Origin of the sequence: Belliella pelovolcani (genome assembly GCF_900156785.1) — a bacterium.
Taxonomy (GTDB): domain Bacteria; phylum Bacteroidota; class Bacteroidia; order Cytophagales; family Cyclobacteriaceae; genus Belliella; species Belliella pelovolcani.
In genome coordinates this window covers 60,111-78,055 of sequence record NZ_FTOP01000015.1, presented here as the reverse complement: position 1 = coordinate 78,055, position 17,945 = coordinate 60,111, and the positions used below count along the sequence as shown (strand labels likewise).

At 39.6% G+C, this 17,945-nt stretch carries 19 protein-coding genes and 1 tRNA gene; 10 read left to right on the top strand and 10 right to left on the bottom strand.

The genetic code is table 11. The features are described from left to right. The first annotated feature begins 19 nt into the window (after positions 1 to 19). The 3 genes from odhB to BW935_RS14890 all read left to right on the top strand — a co-directional run bounded on the left by odhB (position 20) and on the right by BW935_RS14890 (position 3,800). Positions 20 to 1,576: a 2-oxoglutarate dehydrogenase complex dihydrolipoyllysine-residue succinyltransferase gene (gene odhB / locus BW935_RS14900; RefSeq protein WP_076502579.1), complete on the top strand. Its 1,557-nt coding sequence runs from the start codon at positions 20 to 22 to the stop codon at positions 1,574 to 1,576. A 122-nt stretch (positions 1,577 to 1,698) separates the two neighbouring features. Then, positions 1,699 to 3,096: a dihydrolipoyl dehydrogenase gene (gene lpdA, locus BW935_RS14895; protein ID WP_076502578.1), complete on the top strand. Its 1,398-nt coding sequence runs from the start codon at positions 1,699 to 1,701 to the stop codon at positions 3,094 to 3,096. Between the two features lie 227 nt (positions 3,097 to 3,323). Next, positions 3,324 to 3,800: a hypothetical protein gene (locus BW935_RS14890; protein WP_076502577.1), complete on the top strand. Its 477-nt coding sequence runs from the start codon at positions 3,324 to 3,326 to the stop codon at positions 3,798 to 3,800. Between the two features lie 108 nt (positions 3,801 to 3,908). On the opposite strand, the gene thrC is transcribed toward BW935_RS14890, so the two are convergent. From thrC to thrA, 3 genes are all read right to left on the bottom strand, one after another. Continuing rightward, positions 3,909 to 5,213: a threonine synthase gene (thrC, locus tag BW935_RS14885; RefSeq protein WP_076502605.1), complete on the bottom strand. Its 1,305-nt coding sequence runs from the start codon at positions 5,211 to 5,213 to the stop codon at positions 3,909 to 3,911. A gap of 13 nt (positions 5,214 to 5,226) precedes the next feature. Beyond that, the gene (locus tag BW935_RS14880; RefSeq protein ID WP_076502576.1) at positions 5,227 to 6,156 is read right to left on the bottom strand and encodes a homoserine kinase; all 930 of its coding nucleotides are present in this window, start codon (positions 6,154 to 6,156) and stop codon (positions 5,227 to 5,229) included. Positions 6,157 to 6,233: 77 nt separating this feature from the next. Continuing rightward, on the bottom strand, positions 6,234 to 8,690 hold the full coding sequence (thrA, locus tag BW935_RS14875; protein WP_076502575.1) for a bifunctional aspartate kinase/homoserine dehydrogenase I: 2,457 nt from the start codon (positions 8,688 to 8,690) through the stop codon (positions 6,234 to 6,236). 699 nt (positions 8,691 to 9,389) lie between these two features. Here thrA and BW935_RS14870 point away from each other — a divergent pair. Beyond that, positions 9,390 to 9,812 carry an META domain-containing protein gene (locus BW935_RS14870; RefSeq protein WP_076502574.1) on the top strand — a complete coding sequence of 141 codons (423 nt, stop codon included), beginning with the start codon at positions 9,390 to 9,392 and terminating at the stop codon, positions 9,810 to 9,812. Positions 9,813 to 9,931: 119 nt separating this feature from the next. Here the strand turns inward: BW935_RS14870 and BW935_RS14865 are convergent, their stop codons facing one another. From BW935_RS14865 to BW935_RS14855, 3 genes are read right to left on the bottom strand one after another with little or no spacing between them, the layout of a single operon-like run. Next, positions 9,932 to 10,357 carry a nuclear transport factor 2 family protein gene (locus BW935_RS14865; protein WP_076502573.1) on the bottom strand — a complete coding sequence of 142 codons (426 nt, stop codon included), beginning with the start codon at positions 10,355 to 10,357 and terminating at the stop codon, positions 9,932 to 9,934. A gap of 35 nt (positions 10,358 to 10,392) precedes the next feature. Next, on the bottom strand, positions 10,393 to 11,079 hold the full coding sequence (locus BW935_RS14860) for a head GIN domain-containing protein (protein ID WP_076502572.1): 687 nt from the start codon (positions 11,077 to 11,079) through the stop codon (positions 10,393 to 10,395). 12 nt (positions 11,080 to 11,091) lie between these two features. After that, positions 11,092 to 11,769, bottom strand: a complete 678-nt coding sequence (locus BW935_RS14855; RefSeq protein WP_076502571.1) for an SDR family NAD(P)-dependent oxidoreductase — start codon at positions 11,767 to 11,769, stop codon at positions 11,092 to 11,094. An 82-nt stretch (positions 11,770 to 11,851) separates the two neighbouring features. Here BW935_RS14855 and BW935_RS14850 point away from each other — a divergent pair, with 82 nt between their 5' ends. Both BW935_RS14850 and BW935_RS14845 read left to right on the top strand, forming a co-directional pair. After that, the gene (locus BW935_RS14850) at positions 11,852 to 12,187 is read left to right on the top strand and encodes an MGMT family protein (protein ID WP_076502604.1); all 336 of its coding nucleotides are present in this window, start codon (positions 11,852 to 11,854) and stop codon (positions 12,185 to 12,187) included. A gap of 120 nt (positions 12,188 to 12,307) precedes the next feature. After that, entirely contained in the window at positions 12,308 to 12,673 is a 366-nt protein-coding gene (locus BW935_RS14845) for a helix-turn-helix domain-containing protein (protein ID WP_076502570.1), read from the top strand. Here the strand turns inward: BW935_RS14845 and BW935_RS14840 are convergent, their stop codons facing one another. Next, positions 12,674 to 14,116, bottom strand: coding sequence for a sodium:solute symporter (locus BW935_RS14840; protein ID WP_076502603.1), 1,443 nt, complete (start codon positions 14,114 to 14,116; stop codon positions 12,674 to 12,676). A 53-nt stretch (positions 14,117 to 14,169) separates the two neighbouring features. On the opposite strand from BW935_RS14840, the gene BW935_RS14835 reads away from it, so the two are divergent. The 3 genes from BW935_RS14835 to BW935_RS14825 all read left to right on the top strand — a co-directional run bounded on the left by BW935_RS14835 (position 14,170) and on the right by BW935_RS14825 (position 15,315). Beyond that, positions 14,170 to 14,463: an ATP-dependent Clp protease adaptor ClpS gene (locus BW935_RS14835; protein WP_076502569.1), complete on the top strand. Its 294-nt coding sequence runs from the start codon at positions 14,170 to 14,172 to the stop codon at positions 14,461 to 14,463. Between the two features lie 12 nt (positions 14,464 to 14,475). Then, positions 14,476 to 15,096 carry a recombination mediator RecR gene (gene recR / locus BW935_RS14830; RefSeq protein ID WP_076502568.1) on the top strand — a complete coding sequence of 207 codons (621 nt, stop codon included), beginning with the start codon at positions 14,476 to 14,478 and terminating at the stop codon, positions 15,094 to 15,096. A gap of 145 nt (positions 15,097 to 15,241) precedes the next feature. After that, positions 15,242 to 15,315, top strand: a tRNA-Ala gene (locus tag BW935_RS14825). Between the two features lie 202 nt (positions 15,316 to 15,517). Here the strand turns inward: BW935_RS14825 and BW935_RS14820 are convergent. Together BW935_RS14820 and BW935_RS14815 are read right to left on the bottom strand one after the other, a co-directional pair. Next, the gene (locus BW935_RS14820; RefSeq protein WP_076502567.1) at positions 15,518 to 16,093 is read right to left on the bottom strand and encodes a pyridoxamine 5'-phosphate oxidase family protein; all 576 of its coding nucleotides are present in this window, start codon (positions 16,091 to 16,093) and stop codon (positions 15,518 to 15,520) included. Next, positions 16,093 to 16,275 carry a CPXCG motif-containing cysteine-rich protein gene (locus BW935_RS14815; protein ID WP_076502566.1) on the bottom strand — a complete coding sequence of 61 codons (183 nt, stop codon included), beginning with the start codon at positions 16,273 to 16,275 and terminating at the stop codon, positions 16,093 to 16,095. Before BW935_RS14815 ends, BW935_RS14820 begins: the two co-directional genes overlap by 1 nt. Positions 16,276 to 16,469: 194 nt before the next feature. Between BW935_RS14815 and BW935_RS14810 the strand changes: the two genes are divergently transcribed. Next, the gene (locus tag BW935_RS14810) at positions 16,470 to 16,664 is read left to right on the top strand and encodes a hypothetical protein (protein ID WP_076502565.1); all 195 of its coding nucleotides are present in this window, start codon (positions 16,470 to 16,472) and stop codon (positions 16,662 to 16,664) included. 69 nt (positions 16,665 to 16,733) lie between these two features. Here the strand turns inward: BW935_RS14810 and argJ are convergent, their stop codons facing one another. After that, a complete protein-coding gene (argJ, locus tag BW935_RS14805) occupies positions 16,734 to 17,945 on the bottom strand; it encodes a bifunctional glutamate N-acetyltransferase/amino-acid acetyltransferase ArgJ (protein ID WP_076502564.1) in 1,212 nt (403 codons plus the stop codon).

The following is a 17,945-nucleotide window of genomic DNA, read 5'->3' as shown; positions in this document are numbered from 1 at the left end:
GGGTAAAAAAAGAAAAATAATGAGCCTAGAAATTAAAGTCCCTGCTGTTGGGGAATCTATCACGGAAGTGACAATTGGACAGTGGTTCAAAAAAGACGGTGACTATGTAGAAATGGACGAGGTCATCTGTGAACTTGAATCTGATAAAGCAACTTTTGAATTAACTGCTGAAGCAGCGGGTGTATTGAAAACCAAAGCAGGAGAAGGTGATACCCTAGAGATCGGCGCTGTGATCTGTGAGATCAACACCGATGGTCAAGCAGGTGCTACAATCGAAAAATCAGAGAAACCTTCAGAGAGATCTTCTGGATCTACAGGAGGTAAGACTGGAGAGGTAAAAGATATGATAGTCCCTACTGTGGGTGAGTCCATCACTGAGGTGACATTGGCCACTTGGCTCAAAGCCGATGGCGACTATGTAGAATTGGACGAGATCATCGCAGAAGTGGACTCTGACAAGGCAACTTTTGAATTGCCAGCCGAAGCCAATGGTATCTTGAGACATGTTGCTCAAGAAGGTGATACTTTGGAAATCGGTGGCTTGATCTGCAAGATCGAAGTGACCGAAGGTGGTGCTCCTGCTGAGGAAGCGTCTGCTACTGAATCTTCATCTTCTGCTCCAAGTGGTGCTGCTACTTCTGACAAAGAAACTTATGCTACAGGCCATGCTTCACCGGCTGCTGCGAAGATTTTGGCAGAAAAAGGCATAGATGCCAAAGACATAAAAGGTACAGGCAAAGATGGCAGAATCACCAAAGAAGATGCTGAAAATGCTCAGAAAAAAGCTCCCGAAGCACCTAAAACTACTTCTAAGCCTGCGGCAAGCAATTCTGAGGCTAGTGCTGCTCCTGCTCCTGCGCCTAAAGTATCAGGATCTAGGGATAGCAGAAGAGAGAAAATGACCTCACTGAGAAAAACAGTTTCCAGAAGACTGGTTGCAGTGAAGAATGAGACGGCCATGTTGACCACTTTCAATGAAGTGAACATGGGGCCGATCATGGAGATGAGGAAGAAGTTCAAGGATCAGTTCAAAGAGAAGCATGGAGTGAACCTTGGCTTTATGTCATTCTTCACCAAGGCGGTATGTGTAGCCCTACAAGAGTGGCCAGCTGTTAATGCTCAAATTGATGGAAATGAAATCGTCTACAATGACTTCTGTGATATTTCTATTGCTGTTTCTGCGCCAAAAGGACTTGTGGTGCCTGTAATCAGAAATGCAGAATCTATGTCTTTTGAAGAGATCGAAAAAGAAGTAGTGAGATTGGCTACCAAAGCCAGAGATAATAAATTGTCTATTGAGGAAATGACCGGAGGAACCTTCACATTGACCAATGGAGGTATATTCGGCTCTATGATGTCTACACCGATCATCAATGCGCCACAATCCGCCATCTTGGGCATGCACAATATCGTAGAGAGACCGATGGCAGTCAACGGAGAAGTCAAAATCCTCCCAATGATGTATCTGGCACTTTCTTATGACCACAGAATCATCGACGGCAGAGAATCCGTAAGCTTCCTGGTAAGAGTGAAGCAGCTTCTCGAAGACCCGACGAGGTTGTTGTTTGGAGTCTAAAAAAGGATGAATTTAGAAGGTAGAGGGATGAAAAGCCCTTTACCTTTTTCTATAAAATAAAGTTTTAAATATGGGGAGTCGCAAGTCTTGAATCTTGTGTCTCACATCTAATGTCTAAAATTATGTACGACGTAATCGTAATCGGCTCCGGACCTGGAGGATATGTTGCGGCCATCAGAGCGGCACAACTGGGAATGAAAACAGCCATCGTTGAGAAATATTCAACATTGGGGGGTACTTGCCTCAATGTAGGTTGTATCCCTTCCAAAGCATTGCTGGATTCTTCTGAGCACTATCACAATGCGGCACATACTTTTAAAACCCACGGCATCAACCTCAGCAGCTTGAAGGTAGACTTGAAGCAGATGATTGGTAGAAAAGACGATGTGGTCAAACAGAATGTCGATGGTATCCAATACCTAATGAAAAAGAATAAAATCGATGTGCATCATGGTTTGGGATCATTTGTGGATAAAAACACGGTGAAAGTGACCAAGGAAGATGGCTCTTCTGAAAATATCGAAGGCAAAAATATCATCATCGCTACAGGATCTAAGCCATCTACACTTCCTTTTATCAAGTTGGACAAGAAAAGAGTCATCACTTCTACCGAAGCCCTGAACCTTAAAGAAATTCCTAAGCACATGATCGTCATAGGCGGTGGTGTGATCGGAATGGAATTGGGTTCTGTCTACGGAAGGATGGGGGCAAAAGTATCCGTTGTAGAATACATGGATTCTCTAATCCCAACGATGGACAAGACCATGGGCAAGGAATTGCAGAAGTCTTTGAAAAAGCTTGGCTTTGAATTCTACTTGAAACACAAAGTTGTGGAGGTGGAGAACAAAGGCAAAGAAGTCACAGTGAAAGCTGAGAATGCTAAAGGAGAGACCATAGAATTGAAAGGTGACTATGTGCTCGTGTCTATAGGTAGAAGACCTTATACCGATGGGCTCAATGCAGAAGCTGCGGGCGTGAAAATCACTGATCGAGGTCAAGTGGAAGTTGATGAACATTTGAGAACCAATGTTCCTAATATCTTTGCAATCGGTGATGTGGTCAAGGGTGCCATGCTTGCACACAAGGCTGAGGAAGAAGGTACTTTTGTAGCAGAAGTAATTGCAGGCCAAAAGCCACATATCAATTACCTATTGATTCCTGGAGTAGTATATACTTGGCCAGAAGTGGCTGCTGTTGGCTATACCGAGGAGCAATTGAAAGAAAAGGGTATCAAATACAAAGCGGGTAAATTCCCTTTCATGGCATCTGGTAGAGCTCGGGCTTCTATGGATACCGATGGCTTGGTCAAAGTACTTGCTGATGCAGAGACGGATGAGATTTTAGGTGTACACATGATCGGTCCAAGAACAGCTGATATGATCGCTGAAGCAGTTGTCGCGATGGAATTCAGGGCTTCGGCAGAAGATATTGCAAGGATGTCCCATGCCCACCCTACTTATACTGAGGCTTTCAAAGAAGCATGTTTGGCAGCTACTGATAATAGAGCACTGCATATTTAAGAAAATAGAAGCATCTCGCAAAGGCAGCAAAGGTGCAGAGGAGGCAGGAGAAAAAATAAACTTCTTCAACAAGTTCTAAACACTTTACCTGCATAATAAGAGTTCGAGTATAAAATTAAAAAACCCTTCGAGAAGTATCTTGAAGGGTTTTTGTTTTTTTAATACCTGATTGAAATCATTTTCGAACATGCTTTTTGATTTTAAGATATTTATCACTATATTCAAAGATGCTGAGATACAAAATTCTTTTATTTTTGACCTTCATTACTTCAATCACTTTTGGGCAGAATGACAGTAGGGATCTTTTTGTAAGTCAGTTATTTCAAGCAAAAGGCTATACTAACTTGAAAGTTTCATCCAATATTCCTTCAAGGATGGTATCTCGTGTAATTCGAGTTTTGGAAAACGAAGAAATTATACCATTTCAAGTAAAATCAGTAGAAAAGTGCTTATTAACTGGTGAGGAAAAAAAGTATCTCTTGGACTTACTCAAACGAGAAGCAATTCTACCTATTACATTTTTTGAAGATAAATTAGAAATAGCTAGTGAGGAATACAAAGACAAAATCGTTTCTCTTGGGGAAGGGAAAATTCATACATTTTCTGAACCTGTTTTTCTTAGAGATAATACACTAGCCTTTTCTATCAATCTACTTATTGTGGTTCAAAATGCGCTGATGGAAGGTGGTCACTATATAAGCTAGAGTCGGGTGTTTGGATAGAATGCTTAATTTTGATGATGTTTGTTTCTTGACTTATATTTAACTATTCAGAAAAGGTATTATTAATTTTTCCACTCAATTGAACTTTCGCTAATTTTTACTTTCTAAAAATCTTCTAAATTCAGCATAGTCATTTTTTAAAGCGATGGTTTTTTTCTCGCCTTTCATAAATTGCTCAAGTCTTTCTGGGAGTTCAAGTTTAAGGTTTAAAACTTCTTCTACCACATTTTTAAATTTCCCTGGATGGGCAGTTTCCAAAAATACACCTACGTATTCATCTGGGTGCTGTTTTTTGAAGTTTCTTAATCCTAGGTACCCTATTGCACCATGAGGGTCTAAGATATAGCCGCTTTGTTGATAGGTTTGGATCATTACTTTTGCGGTGTCAGCATCATCAAAGTAGAAGCCTTTTACTTTTTCTCTGAAAAGTGCCTCGTCATTGTCGTAGAGGGCTAGTAACCTGTAGAAGTTGCTCGGATTACCTACATCCATACTGTTGCTGATGGTAGCAATAGATGGCTTGGACTGAAATTGATTGCCATGAAGAAAATCAGGAACAACCCTGTTTACATTGGTGGAAGCAATGAAAGTATCAATGGGAAGTCCCATTCTTTCGGCTAGGATACCTGCACCCAGGTTACCAAAGTTTCCACTCGGGACAGCTATTGCCAGCTTTTTGCTAGTTTTTGGCAATCTGGAATAAGCGTAGAAATAGTAAAGGCATTGAGGAATCCATCTCGCTATATTGATTGAGTTGGCTGATGTTAAAAGTAATTTTTCATTGAGTGCTTGATCCAAAAAGGCGTCCTTGACCATGCGCTGACAATCATCAAAAACCCCATCGACTTCCAGTGCTGTAATGTTCTCTCCCAAAGTGGTGAATTGCTTTTCTTGCAATTCACTTACTTTGCCTTTGGGATAGAGGATGATGACTTCCACTCCTGGCGTTTTATAAAAACCATTGGCCACAGCAGATCCAGTATCTCCTGAGGTAGCGACCAATACTTTCACCTTCTGAGGTGTTCCTTCCATCAATATGGACATTAGTTTGGAGCAAAATCTAGCACCAAAATCTTTGAAAGCCAGAGTAGGTCCATGGAAAAGCTCTAAGCTATAAGTGCCTTCCTCAATTTCAACCAAAGGAGCATCAAAAACCAAAGTATGGTCAACCAAAGCTTTGATTTGTGATGGGGCTAATTGGTCTTCAAACAAAGTCCCAATAACTTCATACCCAATTTCCTTGAAACTCAAGTCAGGCAGTTTTTGAATAAATTCTGAAGATAACTTGGGGATTTTGATAGGCATATACAGTCCTTGATCAGGTGCTAAGCCTTTGATTACAGCCTCTTTGAGACTGACTTGATGCTTGGGATTATTGGTGCTGTAAAAATTCATGACTGTTGTTTGATTAGATGACATAAGCGCCTTTGTCATTGATTTCAGAAATGTAAATGTCTACTTCAAGTCCTACTTTTTGGTAAACTTTTCTCCCGATCTTTTCCACTTCTCCCGCAATTTTTCTTGATGGGGAAAGTACAAATATGGTAGGGCCAGATCCCGAAATGCCCGAACCCAAAGCACCAATTGATTGGATTGCTTCCCTGAGTTCATAAAACCCTGGAATTAGTAAAGCTCGGGTTGGCTCAGCGATGACATCTTTCAATGACCTACTGATCAAACCAAAATCAGCTTGGTATAGCCCTGATATCAGACCAGCAATATTACCTGATTGTATAGTAGCGTCTTTGAGAGAAATCTGCTTTCGAAGTACAGATCTAGAGTCAGCGGTATTCAATTCAAGGTGCGGGTGGAGCAATGTACAGAATAGACCTTTGGGGACAGGTAGCTTGATGACATCGAGAGGATGATAGTCTCTGATCAAGACAAATCCTCCCAAGAGGGAAGGTGCTACATTATCTGCATGGGCAGCGCCACAGGCGATTCGTTCCGCCTCGACTGCGAAGTTGACCAAGGATTTTTTATCAAAAGGATAACCGAGCAAAGCATTTGCAGCCACCAGTGCAGCTGCTGCACTTGCAGCTGATGAACCCATTCCTGAACCTAGAGGAAGTCCTTTGTAGAGAGATATTTCCATCCCTCCCTGATAGTTCAGGGCTTGAAGCATGGCTTGAATGGCGACTGTGCAAGTGTTCTTTTCTGATTCGTAAGGTAATTTACCATTATCTCCAGCAATGTGAATTACTTCCAATCCAGGTGTTTCTCTCAGGCTCACTTCCACCTGATCTCCTAGCTCGTCAATTGCAAAACCCAAAATATCAAAGCCACAAGAAACATTGGCAACAGTAGCAGGGGCAAAGGCTCTTATCGATTTTTTCATTTGTTCAACATTGTTTTTTAGTGGTCAAAAAGAACCTCTTCATAAGATCCTATTCTTTTTCTACACTGTGCTCGAATTTATGACCTTGTATAGTTTCCGATTCGGATTACATCTGCAAATACACCAGCAGCTGTGACATCTGCACCCGCTCCTGGTCCTCTGATGATCATTGGGAAATCATGGTAGCGCTCTGTTGTAAATAGAATCATGTTGTCACTGCCTTTAAGCGTGGAAAATGGATGTGTAGCATCAAGTGATTGTAAGCCAACCTTGGCTTTACCATTTTCTAGTGTAGCCATGAAGCGTAATTTTTGTCCCTTTTCTTTGGCTTGTTCCAAGAGTCTTGCAAATTCTTCATCATGCCCTTTAAGCTTGTCGAAAAACTCTTCAACCGAAGCGGCAATCAAACAGTCTTCAGGCACCATGCTCTGTATGTTGATATCTTCAAAATGCAAATCTTGCTCTGCTTCTCTACCAAGAATCAGGATTTTTCTGGCTACATCCATTCCACTGAGATCATCTCTTGGGTCAGGCTCTGTGTAGCCTAAGTCTTTAGCTTTTCTTACTACATTTGAAAAAGGTGCCCCGTTTTCCAATTCGCTGAATATATAATTCATCGAGCCACTTAATACTGCTTCAATTTTCAAGACTTTATCACCGCTGAGCATCAAATCTTGAAGGGTATTGATCACAGGTAGCCCTGCTGCAACATTGGTTTCGTATAGGAATTTCACCCCCCGCTTGCCAGCCAGTTTTTTGAGATTTTTATACTTTTCCAAAGAACCTGAATTGGCTTTTTTATTCGGAGTGACGATGCCCACTTTTGCTTCTAATATTCTTTCATAAAAATCAGCTACGTCCTGACTAGCAGTACAATCGACGAAAACTGAGTTGGAGAAATTCATAGATTCCATTTGCGAAATAAATTTTTCTAAATCCATGATGCTCGCCTCTGGGGCTTCTTCAGGCAAAGGGCAATTTTTCAAGTCAAAACCATCTTCATGAAATGCCATGAACCTAGAATTGGCAATGCCGTGAATTTGGATGTCCAAGAGGTTTTCTTTTTGAAGTTTTTGTTGTTGGTTGGCGATCATCTTGATCAAGGCTTGGCCGATCAATCCCACCCCTACAAGGAATACGTGAAGCACTTTATTGTCGGAGAGGAAAAAGGCTTCATGGAGTGCATTGAGGGCTTTTTGAAGATCAGCTTTAGAGACTACTGCTGAAATATTAAGCTCCGAGCTACCTTGAGCAATGGCATATACATTGACATTGTTTTGCCCTAAAGCCTGGAACATTCTCCCGCTTGCCCCTGGATTCTGCTTCATGTTTTCCCCTACTACGGCTACTACAGCCAAGTCAGAAATTACGTGAACTACATCTATTTCACCATTTCTGATTTCATGGAAGAATTCCTTTTCAATAGCCTCTTTGGCTATACCCACCTCTGATGCCTTGATTGCAAGACAAGTGATCTGCTCAGATGATGCTTGCGAAATCAAAATCACATTCACATTGGCACTTGACAATGACCCAAAGATTCTCCTGTTGACATCAATCACATCTAAGATCCCCGCACCTTGAATATTCAATAGTGCGATGTCTGACATAGAAGAAATACCTTTTATTAGTTTTCCTGCTGGTGCATCACCATTGATTAAAGTACCAGGGTTGGAGGGTTCGAAAGTGTTTTTGATATAGATAGGAATCCCTTTTTTCATTGCGGGCTGCATGGTCGAAGGGAAAATCACTTTTGCACCAAAATGTGAAAGCTCCATCGCTTCATGATAGCTCAATTGTGGAATGGTAAAGGCTGTGTAAACCAATCTTGGGTCTGAAGTCAACACACCGGAGACATCAGTCCATATTTCCAAACTTTCTGCAAGAAGTGCAGCTGCTATAATTGCGGCAGTATAATCAGACCCACTTCTTCCCAACGTGGTAGTCTCTCCTTTGGCAGTAGAAGCCACGAAGCCAGTAATGATTTGTAGACCTTCATGCTGATGAAAGTAATCTTGGATCAGGTCGTTGGTTGTGGGGAAGTCTACTTTGGCATTTCCAAATCGATCATTTGTCCTGATGATCTCCCTAGCATCAAGATATTCAGCATCAAACCCTTCTGCTTTGAGTGCTTCTGCTAGTATAAATGCAGATAGTCTTTCTCCAAAGCTCGCTACATAATCCAGCGTTCTTGGCGTACATTCTTTGATCAGGTAGATTCCATGGAATAAGTCCTCCAATTCATTGAATCTAACTTTGACAAAGGTCAGCACCGTTGATTGCAGGTGAATGGGAACAAGCTGTCTGACTAATTCAATATGACGGTCTTCCAGTTTTTTGATTGCTTCTACAAAAGACTTATCACCATGCTTTGCATTGGAGGCACTGCGTAATAAGACCTCAGTCACACCTCCGAAAGCAGAAAAAACGACTGCGATTTGATCCTTCTTTTTGCTTTCTTTGATGATTTCAAAGACTTTTTTGATGCTTTCCTGATTGGCTACTGAAGAGCCTCCAAATTTTAAGATTTTCATAAAAATCGAGTTTGTACAAATGAATTTGATATGATGATGAAACGAACCATTGCTGGTCCGCTAATAAATAGGGCAATATGAGGTAGATCGTACGGGATTACCCCGTAATGGTGGTAGTAAAAGTTGTAGTCATGCCAAAAAAATAAGGCATAGCCAGACCCTTTTCAGAGAATGTTTGGTTGCCGATATGTTTGTTAGCGATTTGCATGATGCTTTAAATACAGTACAATTCTAATTACAATTATTCAAAAGTCAAAATAAATTTTTGCCAAATATATAAGATACGACGATTTTAATTGATGATATGAAAATTATTCTCTCTTTTTTTAAATAAAATATAATAGGTATTCAAATGAAAATTTGGATAAATGATACCAAACATTGATTTAATTTCAAATCAAGCTGTTTGTATTCATTGAAAATGAATTTGAACCTGACTTGAGTTTTAAATTTTAATTTATGTGATTATCTGCAATGACACCAGTAATTCATTAAAACGAAAGGATCAAGCGAATAATCGTCGAAGGTCGACAACAGCTGAATTTAAGGTGTGTGAGTAATAAAATATGGTTACTTGCGCGAAAGCGGATATACTTATTAATTTACTTCACAAAACCATTAAAAAAGCATCGGATTATAATAAATCTCAGAATTTAATGCTATATTCCTGATATACTTAACCATTTTAACTTGAACAGCATGAAAAAATTTAATAGCATATTGCTCGTATTCGTGTTTTTGAGCTTTTCATCTTGTAGCTCCATCAGTAATCTCAATCCATTGAGTTTGCTTACAGGGAACAACTGGGTTTTGTCTTCAATTTTGGGAGGAGGCTTGGATGCAAGTAAATTCACATCAGGTCTTCCGTTTCTCAACTTTATGGATGGGGGCAAACTTGCTGGTTTTGCAGGTTGTAATAATTTCTCTGGGAATTTTGAGATTGATGGGACATCATTGAATCTGGATCCAGGAGCAATGACAAAAAAAGCTTGTGAAGGAGGGGGGGAAGATCAATTCATTTCTTTACTTAGTCAAGCGAAAAATTTCAAAGTGGCCAAGGATAAGCTTACTTTGCTTGATGGAGCCAAAGAATTGATGAGTTTCATACCACAAGCGAAATGATTCTTTGATTAGCTGTTAGGACAGATATGTATATTCAGAATATCTTATTATAGAAAGGATATCTATATCATCTAAGTAGAAATTGATAAATAAAAAAAAGGAGCTGAAAACTCCTTTTTTTATTTACAACCTTCTTTGTTTCGAGTGTCTATCACATAGGTGATTTTCCAGCCTTCTGTAGCTTTTATCAGTGAAAATGAATTCACACCACAGTGGCTGAAATTATCATTTACATAGAATTCATATGGCGTCCAAGCTGAAGCCATATTTCCATCTATTTTGATTTGAAAGTCGAGAATTCGCTCGTCTAGGATTGTATTCGCTGGCGTAGTTGCTATTCTATTAATGAAATCTTGAACCGAATTACTTCCAAGTGTAGCTCCATCTGCTGTAGCAATGGTTGTATGCATTATAGCTTCTGGATGAAAAACCATTTCTACTAAGTTTTGGTCTTTATTTTTCATTCCTTCAAAAAGCGTAGCGATGACTTTTCTAACTTCATCTTCGTTACTTTGTGCTTGGACAGCTTCTAAAGTGAATAGCATTAAACACAAAATGAATATTTGGCTTATTTTCAATTTCATTTTCTTTTGATATCTCCTCCGGTATTGGTTTTTACATCGATCATTCTAGGATCTCCTTTGTAGGTGACTATAGCAGCTGTTGCCGCGGAGCCTTTGATAGATTCTACTACGGTAAACTCAGCTTTGGCAGCTGTATTAGCAGTTACTTCCGCTGAGTCGACTGTAAGTTTTCTGCCATCTACATCTGCTTTTGTAAAGATCTTCAGGTCTAAGTTCTCTGCTTTTCCGTTTACAGCGATTTTGGCATTTGTGGATGCTTCGATGAATAAGTTTTTTGCATCCACATCTGCTTCAATGTAAGCATTTGATGTGGCAAAAAGGTATACATTGCTGCCTGCCAATTGATCTGCGACAAAAACTTTAGCATTGCTGCTCGCTTGGATTTCGTCAATGTCTACATAAGTGATCGTAACCTTTACAGAACTTGAGCGGAAGTTTCCTCTTCCCAGTTTTAGTTCCAGTGAATTGTCAGCAACATTTGTTTCTACTTTGTCCAAATCTACCCCTGAGGCAATGATTGAGATGGTGTTTTTGTCACCTTTGACGAGTTCAGCTTCAATGGCATTGCCGACTTTGATACTGGAGAAATTTCGAAGATCTCTATTTTCTCTTTGTGTTTGAGCCATGGTTTGCTGTGCCAGGACAAGGAATAAAATTACGAGTAAGCTGGTTAGATTTTTCATTGTTGATTTGATTTAGACTCCTCCATATAATTTGAAGGTCATATTTCGCAGATCGGGATTATTGATCGCGTAGTGCATGGCTTCAGCAATTTCATCAGGATGAACCCACTGTGAAAAGTCCGCATCTGGCATTCCCTCTCTGTTTTGAGGTGTATCTATGATGCTTGGTACAAAAATATGAGATCTAATTTTTGTGCCTTTGGACTCTTCTGCCACGTAATCTGCAAGATTGACCACCATGGATTTACTCAAAGCGTATGCCACAACTTCTTTGCCATCTTCTGGCTGTAAAGCAGGTCTGGCACCGACAAACAAAAAGCTTCCCTGATTGGCCTTTTTCATCAAGGGGAGAAAATACTTGACCATATTGAATGCTGAGAAAAAATTAAGCTTAATCATTTTTTGTATATCCTCAATGGTAGTGGCTTCAATATCTCCACCTGCGTAACCGCCAACTAACAGTATAATGGAATCCACTTCCCCATATTGAAGTTGATATTCTTTGGCAAATGCTTGAGCAGCGACTTCATCAGTGACATCTACTTCGTATAGATCATCTGCATCTTCGATTTCATCACCCGAGTCAGGTTCAATGGTAGCAATGATTTTATAGCCTTCCCTTTTGAATTTTTCGACCACTGATTTACCTAAGTTTCCAGCAGCACCAGTTACAATTATATTTCTGTCCATATAGTTATTTTATTTTTCTCCTTTAAAATTAAGGCTTAATTTGGCCAAAGCCTTACAAATACCAAAAAATCAATCTTGGAGGATGAAGCATAAAGGAGAGAATTATTTCGATATGGTCTACGAAGTTGTCAAATTGATTCCCAGAGGCAGGGTGACATCATATGGAGCAATTGCAAATTATCTAGGTTTGAAAAGTGGCGCTAGAATGGTTGGATATGCTATGAATGCTTCCCATGCCAATCCCGAAGTGCCTGCCCACAGAGTAGTCAATAGGAATGGGGTACTGACAGGTAAACACCACTTCGAAAATCCTGATCTCATGCAAAAATTACTAGAAGAAGAAGGTCTAACAATTGAGAAAGACCAAATTTTGGATTTTGAAAAATATTTTTGGGATCCTAGTACCCACCTATTATAGGTGATTTATGGCTTTTTTTACTGTTTTTAATGACTAAGTAAAGTTTTTTTCAACAAATTTTAACAAAAATTAAGAAATGTGTATGCTTTTTGTAATCTCTGTATTCAAATGAATAAGAGTATGGAAACAGAACTAAAAAGTCACATCGCAGAGAACCTTAGAAAGCATAGAGTATTAAGAGGTTATACTCAGGAATACATTGCTGAGTATTTAGGGAAAAGAGATTATACAGCTTATTCTAGATATGAGCAAGGGCGTTCAAATCTTAAAATGGAAGACGCTATCAAATTGGCCAATTTATATGAAGTAGATGTGCAAGAATTGATTTCTGTCACGCCTTCTGTATCGGCCTATTCTGATAATGGGAAGAAAAGTAACGGGATGATTTCTATCTTGGTAGACTTGGATGGCTCTAGCAATACTTTGGAATCCAATATTCATAGGTTGAAAAGAATCAATGACTTATTGGCGAGGCAAGAACTCTGATCATCTTTTTCTCAAGAGGTAAAGTCCAATAAACATCAGCAAGCCATTTAAGATCAAGGCCTCAAAGCCAAATTTATAACCTCCAAGGAGTTTCTCGGAGTTTTTGCTGATAGCATAAGTAATCAAAGGTGCACAGATGGAAAGGTAAGGAACATACTTATCATGGACTTGAAATTTTGTAAAAAGCCCAAAAGCATAAAGTCCCAATAGAGGTCCATAGGTATAACCCGCGATGATGAATACAGCATTGATGACACTTTGATCATTGATCCACCTAAACATCAGAATGACAAGAAACATTAAAGCGGTAAAGGCTAAATGGACTATTTTTCGGACTTTGGTCTGCCTATCTTTTGGGTATTTTTTTTCTATTTCGAGAAAATCATAGCAGAAGGAGGTGGTCAAAGCAGTCAAAGTAGAATCGGCACTTGAATAGGCTGCTGCTGTGATTCCGAGTACAAAGATTATTCCTGCGATCGCCGCAAATTCTGTTGTAGCTAGGAGTGGGTATAGATCGTCTGTTCTGCTAGGAATAGCAATGCCATTGGTCTCTGCATAAAGGTAAAGCAAAACACCTAAGGACAAGAAAAGCAGGTTTACTATCACCAAGATAATGGTGAACCAAAACATATTTTTCTGGGCATCACCAATATTTCTACACGTCAAATTTTTCTGCATCATATCTTGGTCTAAGCCAGTCATGACGATAGTGATAAATGCTCCAGAGATAAATTGCTTGAAGAAGTTCTGACCTGATTTCCAATCCCAATTGAATATTTCTGATCGTTGGTCAGAGACGACTGATCCAACATAGTCTGAGATGCTCTCTAAGCCCAAATCTTTGCCTATTAAATAAATGCTACTCACTACTGCCAAGAGCATGAAAAGCGTCTGCAAGGTATCTGTCCAAACTACAGTTTTGATACCACCTCGGTGAGTATATAACCAAATCAATCCAACAGTAATCAATACAGAAACCCAAAAAGGGATGCCCCATTGATCAAATAGGATAAGCTGTAGCACTCCTGCTACGAGAAAAACCCTGATGGAAGAGCCTAGAGTTCGTGATAGAATAAAGAAAAAAGCGCCAGTTTTATAAGACCAAAATCCAAATCGGTCATCCAAGTAGCTATAAATAGAAACCAAATTCAGTCGGTAGTAAAGTGGTAGGAGCACTTTGGCGATGACGAAATAGCCTAAAGTATAGCCCAAGACCACTTGGAAATAATTGAAATTACTATTGCCGACTTCACCAGGCACAGATATGAAAGTCACGCCAGAGAGAGATGCTCCGATCATCCCGAAAGCCACTAAAAACCAAGGGGATTGTCTGTCACCTGTGAAAAATGTGTCTTGAGAAATTTTGCGAGAAGTCAGCCAAGATATCAAAAACAACAACCCAAAGTATGATGTTATGACGATAAGAACTAAATTTGAATCCATAGAAGGTTTGGCAAATGGCATGCTAAATTGTTCATAATAATTAAATTTGCAAAATGAATCGAGAAACACAAGCGCTACCGGAATTAGACGAGGTTGAAGTTTTACTGGAAGAGTTGATAGATAAGGAAGAGCACGATCTTGTTGTTTTCAATGATGATGTCAATACTTTTGATCATGTGGCAAAGATCCTAGTCAAAGTCTGTAAGCACACGCAAGAGCAAGCGGAACAATGCACGCTTATCATCCATTATAAAGGGAAGTGTGCGGTAAAAAAAGGAAGCACAGAAAAGCTAAAGCCCATGTGTCAGGCTATATTAGATGCAGGTATTCAAGCCGCCATTGTCTAAACTGTTCATAAGGTGAATTTCCCCTCTAAATTGATTGAAGACGCAGTAACAGAGATAAGCCGACTTCCTGGAATCGGCAAGAAAACTGCCTTGCGACTAGCCCTCCACCTACTCAAACAAAAAGAAGCTGTAACCGAGTCCTTGTCTCAGTCAATTACGAAAATGCGTACTGAGATCAAATATTGTAGCGTATGTCACAACATCTCTGACACAGAAGTATGTGGCATTTGTACAAGTATGCGAAGAGATAAGAGTACGATCTGTGTAGTGGAAGAAATTCCTGATGTGTTGGCCATCGAAAATACGTCTCAATACAATGGATTGTACCATGTATTGGGTGGAGTGATTTCTCCAATACAAGGAATTGGTCCTGATGAATTGAAAATAGATTCGTTGATTAATCGTGTTGCTAAAGTCTCTTCTGGGGACAAAGTCGATGAGGTTATCCTAGCATTGCCAGCTACTATGGAGGGAGATACCACGTCATTCTATATCACGCGGAAGCTCAAAGAATATGGTGTCAAAGTAAGCACCATCGCGAGAGGAATTCCGATTGGAGGTGAATTAGAATACACAGATGAAGTCACATTAGGGAGAAGTATTCTTACTCGAGTGAATTATTCTGCTGATTGATAAAAAAGGTTTGTCTTAATAGAAACCCTTTCTATATTTGCAATCCGATTTGGGGGATTATCCCGATAGTTATCGGGATGGCTAGAGCGTCCCGATAGGCATCGGGAAGGCCACCTGACTATTAAAGTTCAAAAATAAAAAAGAAGGGGGATTAGCTCAGTTGGCTAGAGCGCTACACTGGCAGTGTAGAGGCCACCGGTTCGAATCCGGTATTCTCCACAATTTAAAAACCTAACTTTCTGTAATTGGGAAGGTTAGGTTTTTTGTTTTATAAAGGTGTGCTTCTTTTAGAATCTATACTCTCCCAAAACAGAGAAAATAGCTCAGTTGGCTAGATCGTCCCGATAGGCATCGGGAAGGCCACCGGTTCGAATCCGGTATTCTCCACTCAAAAGCTTGCAATCCCTGCAAGCTTTTATTTTTATGGTACGAGCCATTGGCCTTGCCATTGATCCTCAATTTTAGAAAACTGGATACGAATATGATGTAATCCATTCAGCTGAAGTACCTCTATGTTATTTGGTTTGATTTTGATGACGCAGAAGTTCTCAGGATTGGTCAGATCTTCTGGCCAACTATGGGCTTCCTCTGGTGCTTGGATGATGGTTCCTGGCGCAAGTTTGGAGTTGTAAGCTTTCTTTGCATCTCCTTGTACATGCCTCCAAAGCTCTTTTGACAATTCGTTTTGGTAGTGGAGTTCAGCCTCACCTTTGATTCTTACTTGTACGCGTTTCTGTGGGTGATAGCACAGGAGTGAGACTTGAGGATTGTGCTTGATTTGCTTCACTTTTTCGCTTCTAAGATCTGTGTAGATGTATAAATTTAAATTTTGATCTACCTTGCGAAGGACCACATATCTTTGACTGATATCATTTTGATTGCTAGTGCCTAATACCACAAATCTAAAAGCATGCTTAGCATCTAAAGCTCCTCTTTTGATTTCGTGCTTGACGCTCAATAGCACATCTTCTTGTTTTGTATGAATGTCAAATAGCATTATTGTTCTATTGAAATAGCTTCAAAATAAATCAAATCCCCTTCTTCAAACTCAAAGCGAAGTTCGATTGGGTTGCAACAGACTTCGCAGTCTTCTATATATTGCTGCTTCCTGATGGAAGTGTCCAAAAGCATTGATATTTCTGCATTGCAGTAAGGACAGAAAAAAAAGTGTTCTACCATGAAATCTTAACTTGTGTTGGGTATAAAGGTTTAGAGGTCATGTTTTAATGCTACCTAAGTCCAATTTAGTTCTATAGACTGATTCAATTATATGTAAATTCCGTCAGTTAGTTGACGGAATTAATGTAAATTCCGTCAATTTATTCTTTTTCTCAAGTTTTTAAATTTATTTTTGTAGGAATAAGTATTCAAATATGAAATACAAAAGAGCGATAGCATCCCTTTTTTTAAAGCGATTACTACCTAATAAGGTTGTCTTATTAATTGGCCCCAGAAGGGTTGGGAAAACCATTTTCATCAAAAGCTTCATGGAAGGTATTCCAAAGGAAAAATTAAAAGATTTTCCCTTTGTTGTTTTATTAAAGCCCCTTTATGTTTTAAGTGCTTAGCTAATAATTTCCTAATAGAAACCTCTATTTAATTACTAAGGCTTTTGACTGATGTCGGCTGACAAATTATCAAGTTGTATATACAGAGTTGAATAATACATAGTCAGTCGTCAAATCTGAGCCCCAGCCGATGCCTGTCTCTTTTCCAGTATTCACTTCCAAGATGATTCTGATCTGAGATTCTCTGAGTAGTTTTTTGATATAATTTTTATCAATTTTCAAAGGTTGTCCTTTTTCCAAGACCTGAACCAGGTGTTCAGAATCTCCAATAAATAGATTTACCTTCTTATAATTGAAATTCACTCCAGAATTGCCACAAGCGGCAATGATTCTACCCCAGTTTGGATCCCTGCCAAACATGGCCGTTTTGACTAAGGTTGAGTCTGAAATAGCTCTCACAAGCTTTCTTGCAATTTCTTCTGTTCTAGCTTTAGTTACTTTATATTCAATGAATTTGGAAGCTCCTTCTCCATCTGACACGATCAATTTGGCTAGGTGTGTCATTAGCTCCATCAGTTTTTCTCTGAAAATGATGAAGCCAGGATCCGATTCTTGATCAATGATTTTGTTTCCGGCCATACCATTGGCCATGATGGCAACCATATCATTGGTGGAGGTGTCTCCATCTACAGTGATCATATTGAAAGTTCTATCTACACAATAGCGGAGTGCTTGATCCAGCAGTTCTTTCTCAATATTTAAGTCTGTGACTATGAAGTTGAGCATGGTAGCCATATTAGGATGGATCATCCCCGAACCTTTGGCTACGCCACCCATGTTGATAGTCTTGCCATCATGTTCAAATTCCACAAAACCTTCTTTGGCAAAAGTATCTGTGGTCAAAATTGCATTGGCAACAAATGAACCTGCTTTTGGGTCATCACTGAGTTTATGGATATTTTCTCTGATTCCTCCTACAACATCTTCAGTTGGAAAGGGTTCTCCAATCAGCCCTGTAGATGCAATGATTACATCATCTTCAGGAATATTGAGTAGTTCGGCGGTAACTTTCATCATCGCTTCTGCTCCTTTTCTTCCTTGCTCACCTGTACAGGCATTGGCATTACCAGCATTGCAGACAATGACTTGTGCTTGGAGATTTTTGATGTTTTTCTCAGAAATTTCTACGGGTTCAGCCCTTACCTTATTTTGGGTAAAAACGGCAGCTGCAGCAGCTGGAACTTCTGAATAAATGATAGCCAAATCTCTACGCATGGATTTCACACCCGTATGGGCTCCCCAGCATTTGATTCCTTTGACGTTTGTAATATTCTTGATCAT

Bases quoted from the DNA above. Each gene is read 5' to 3' on its own strand.
- odhB (WP_076502579.1), top strand. From the start codon at position 20: ATGAGCCTAGAAATTAAAGTCCCTGCTGTTGGGGAATCTATCACGGAA.
- lpdA (WP_076502578.1), top strand. From the start codon at position 1,699: ATGTACGACGTAATCGTAATCGGCTCCGGACCTGGAGGATATGTTGCG.
- BW935_RS14890 (WP_076502577.1), top strand. From the start codon at position 3,324: ATGCTGAGATACAAAATTCTTTTATTTTTGACCTTCATTACTTCAATC.
- thrC (WP_076502605.1), bottom strand. From the start codon at position 5,213: ATGAATTTTTACAGCACCAATAATCCCAAGCATCAAGTCAGTCTCAAA.
- BW935_RS14880 (WP_076502576.1), bottom strand. From the start codon at position 6,156: ATGAAAAAATCGATAAGAGCCTTTGCCCCTGCTACTGTTGCCAATGTT.
- thrA (WP_076502575.1), bottom strand. From the start codon at position 8,690: ATGAAAATCTTAAAATTTGGAGGCTCTTCAGTAGCCAATCAGGAAAGC.
- BW935_RS14870 (WP_076502574.1), top strand. From the start codon at position 9,390: ATGAAAAAATTTAATAGCATATTGCTCGTATTCGTGTTTTTGAGCTTT.
- BW935_RS14865 (WP_076502573.1), bottom strand. From the start codon at position 10,357: ATGCTATTCACTTTAGAAGCTGTCCAAGCACAAAGTAACGAAGATGAA.
- BW935_RS14860 (WP_076502572.1), bottom strand. From the start codon at position 11,079: ATGAAAAATCTAACCAGCTTACTCGTAATTTTATTCCTTGTCCTGGCA.
- BW935_RS14855 (WP_076502571.1), bottom strand. From the start codon at position 11,769: ATGGACAGAAATATAATTGTAACTGGTGCTGCTGGAAACTTAGGTAAA.
- BW935_RS14850 (WP_076502604.1), top strand. From the start codon at position 11,852: ATGAAGCATAAAGGAGAGAATTATTTCGATATGGTCTACGAAGTTGTC.
- BW935_RS14845 (WP_076502570.1), top strand. From the start codon at position 12,308: ATGGAAACAGAACTAAAAAGTCACATCGCAGAGAACCTTAGAAAGCAT.
- BW935_RS14840 (WP_076502603.1), bottom strand. From the start codon at position 14,116: ATGGATTCAAATTTAGTTCTTATCGTCATAACATCATACTTTGGGTTG.
- BW935_RS14835 (WP_076502569.1), top strand. From the start codon at position 14,170: ATGAATCGAGAAACACAAGCGCTACCGGAATTAGACGAGGTTGAAGTT.
- BW935_RS14820 (WP_076502567.1), bottom strand. From the start codon at position 16,093: ATGCTATTTGACATTCATACAAAACAAGAAGATGTGCTATTGAGCGTC.
- BW935_RS14815 (WP_076502566.1), bottom strand. From the start codon at position 16,275: ATGGTAGAACACTTTTTTTTCTGTCCTTACTGCAATGCAGAAATATCA.
- BW935_RS14810 (WP_076502565.1), top strand. From the start codon at position 16,470: ATGAAATACAAAAGAGCGATAGCATCCCTTTTTTTAAAGCGATTACTA.
- argJ (WP_076502564.1), bottom strand. From the start codon at position 17,945: ATGATCAAGAATATTACAAACGTCAAAGGAATCAAATGCTGGGGAGCC.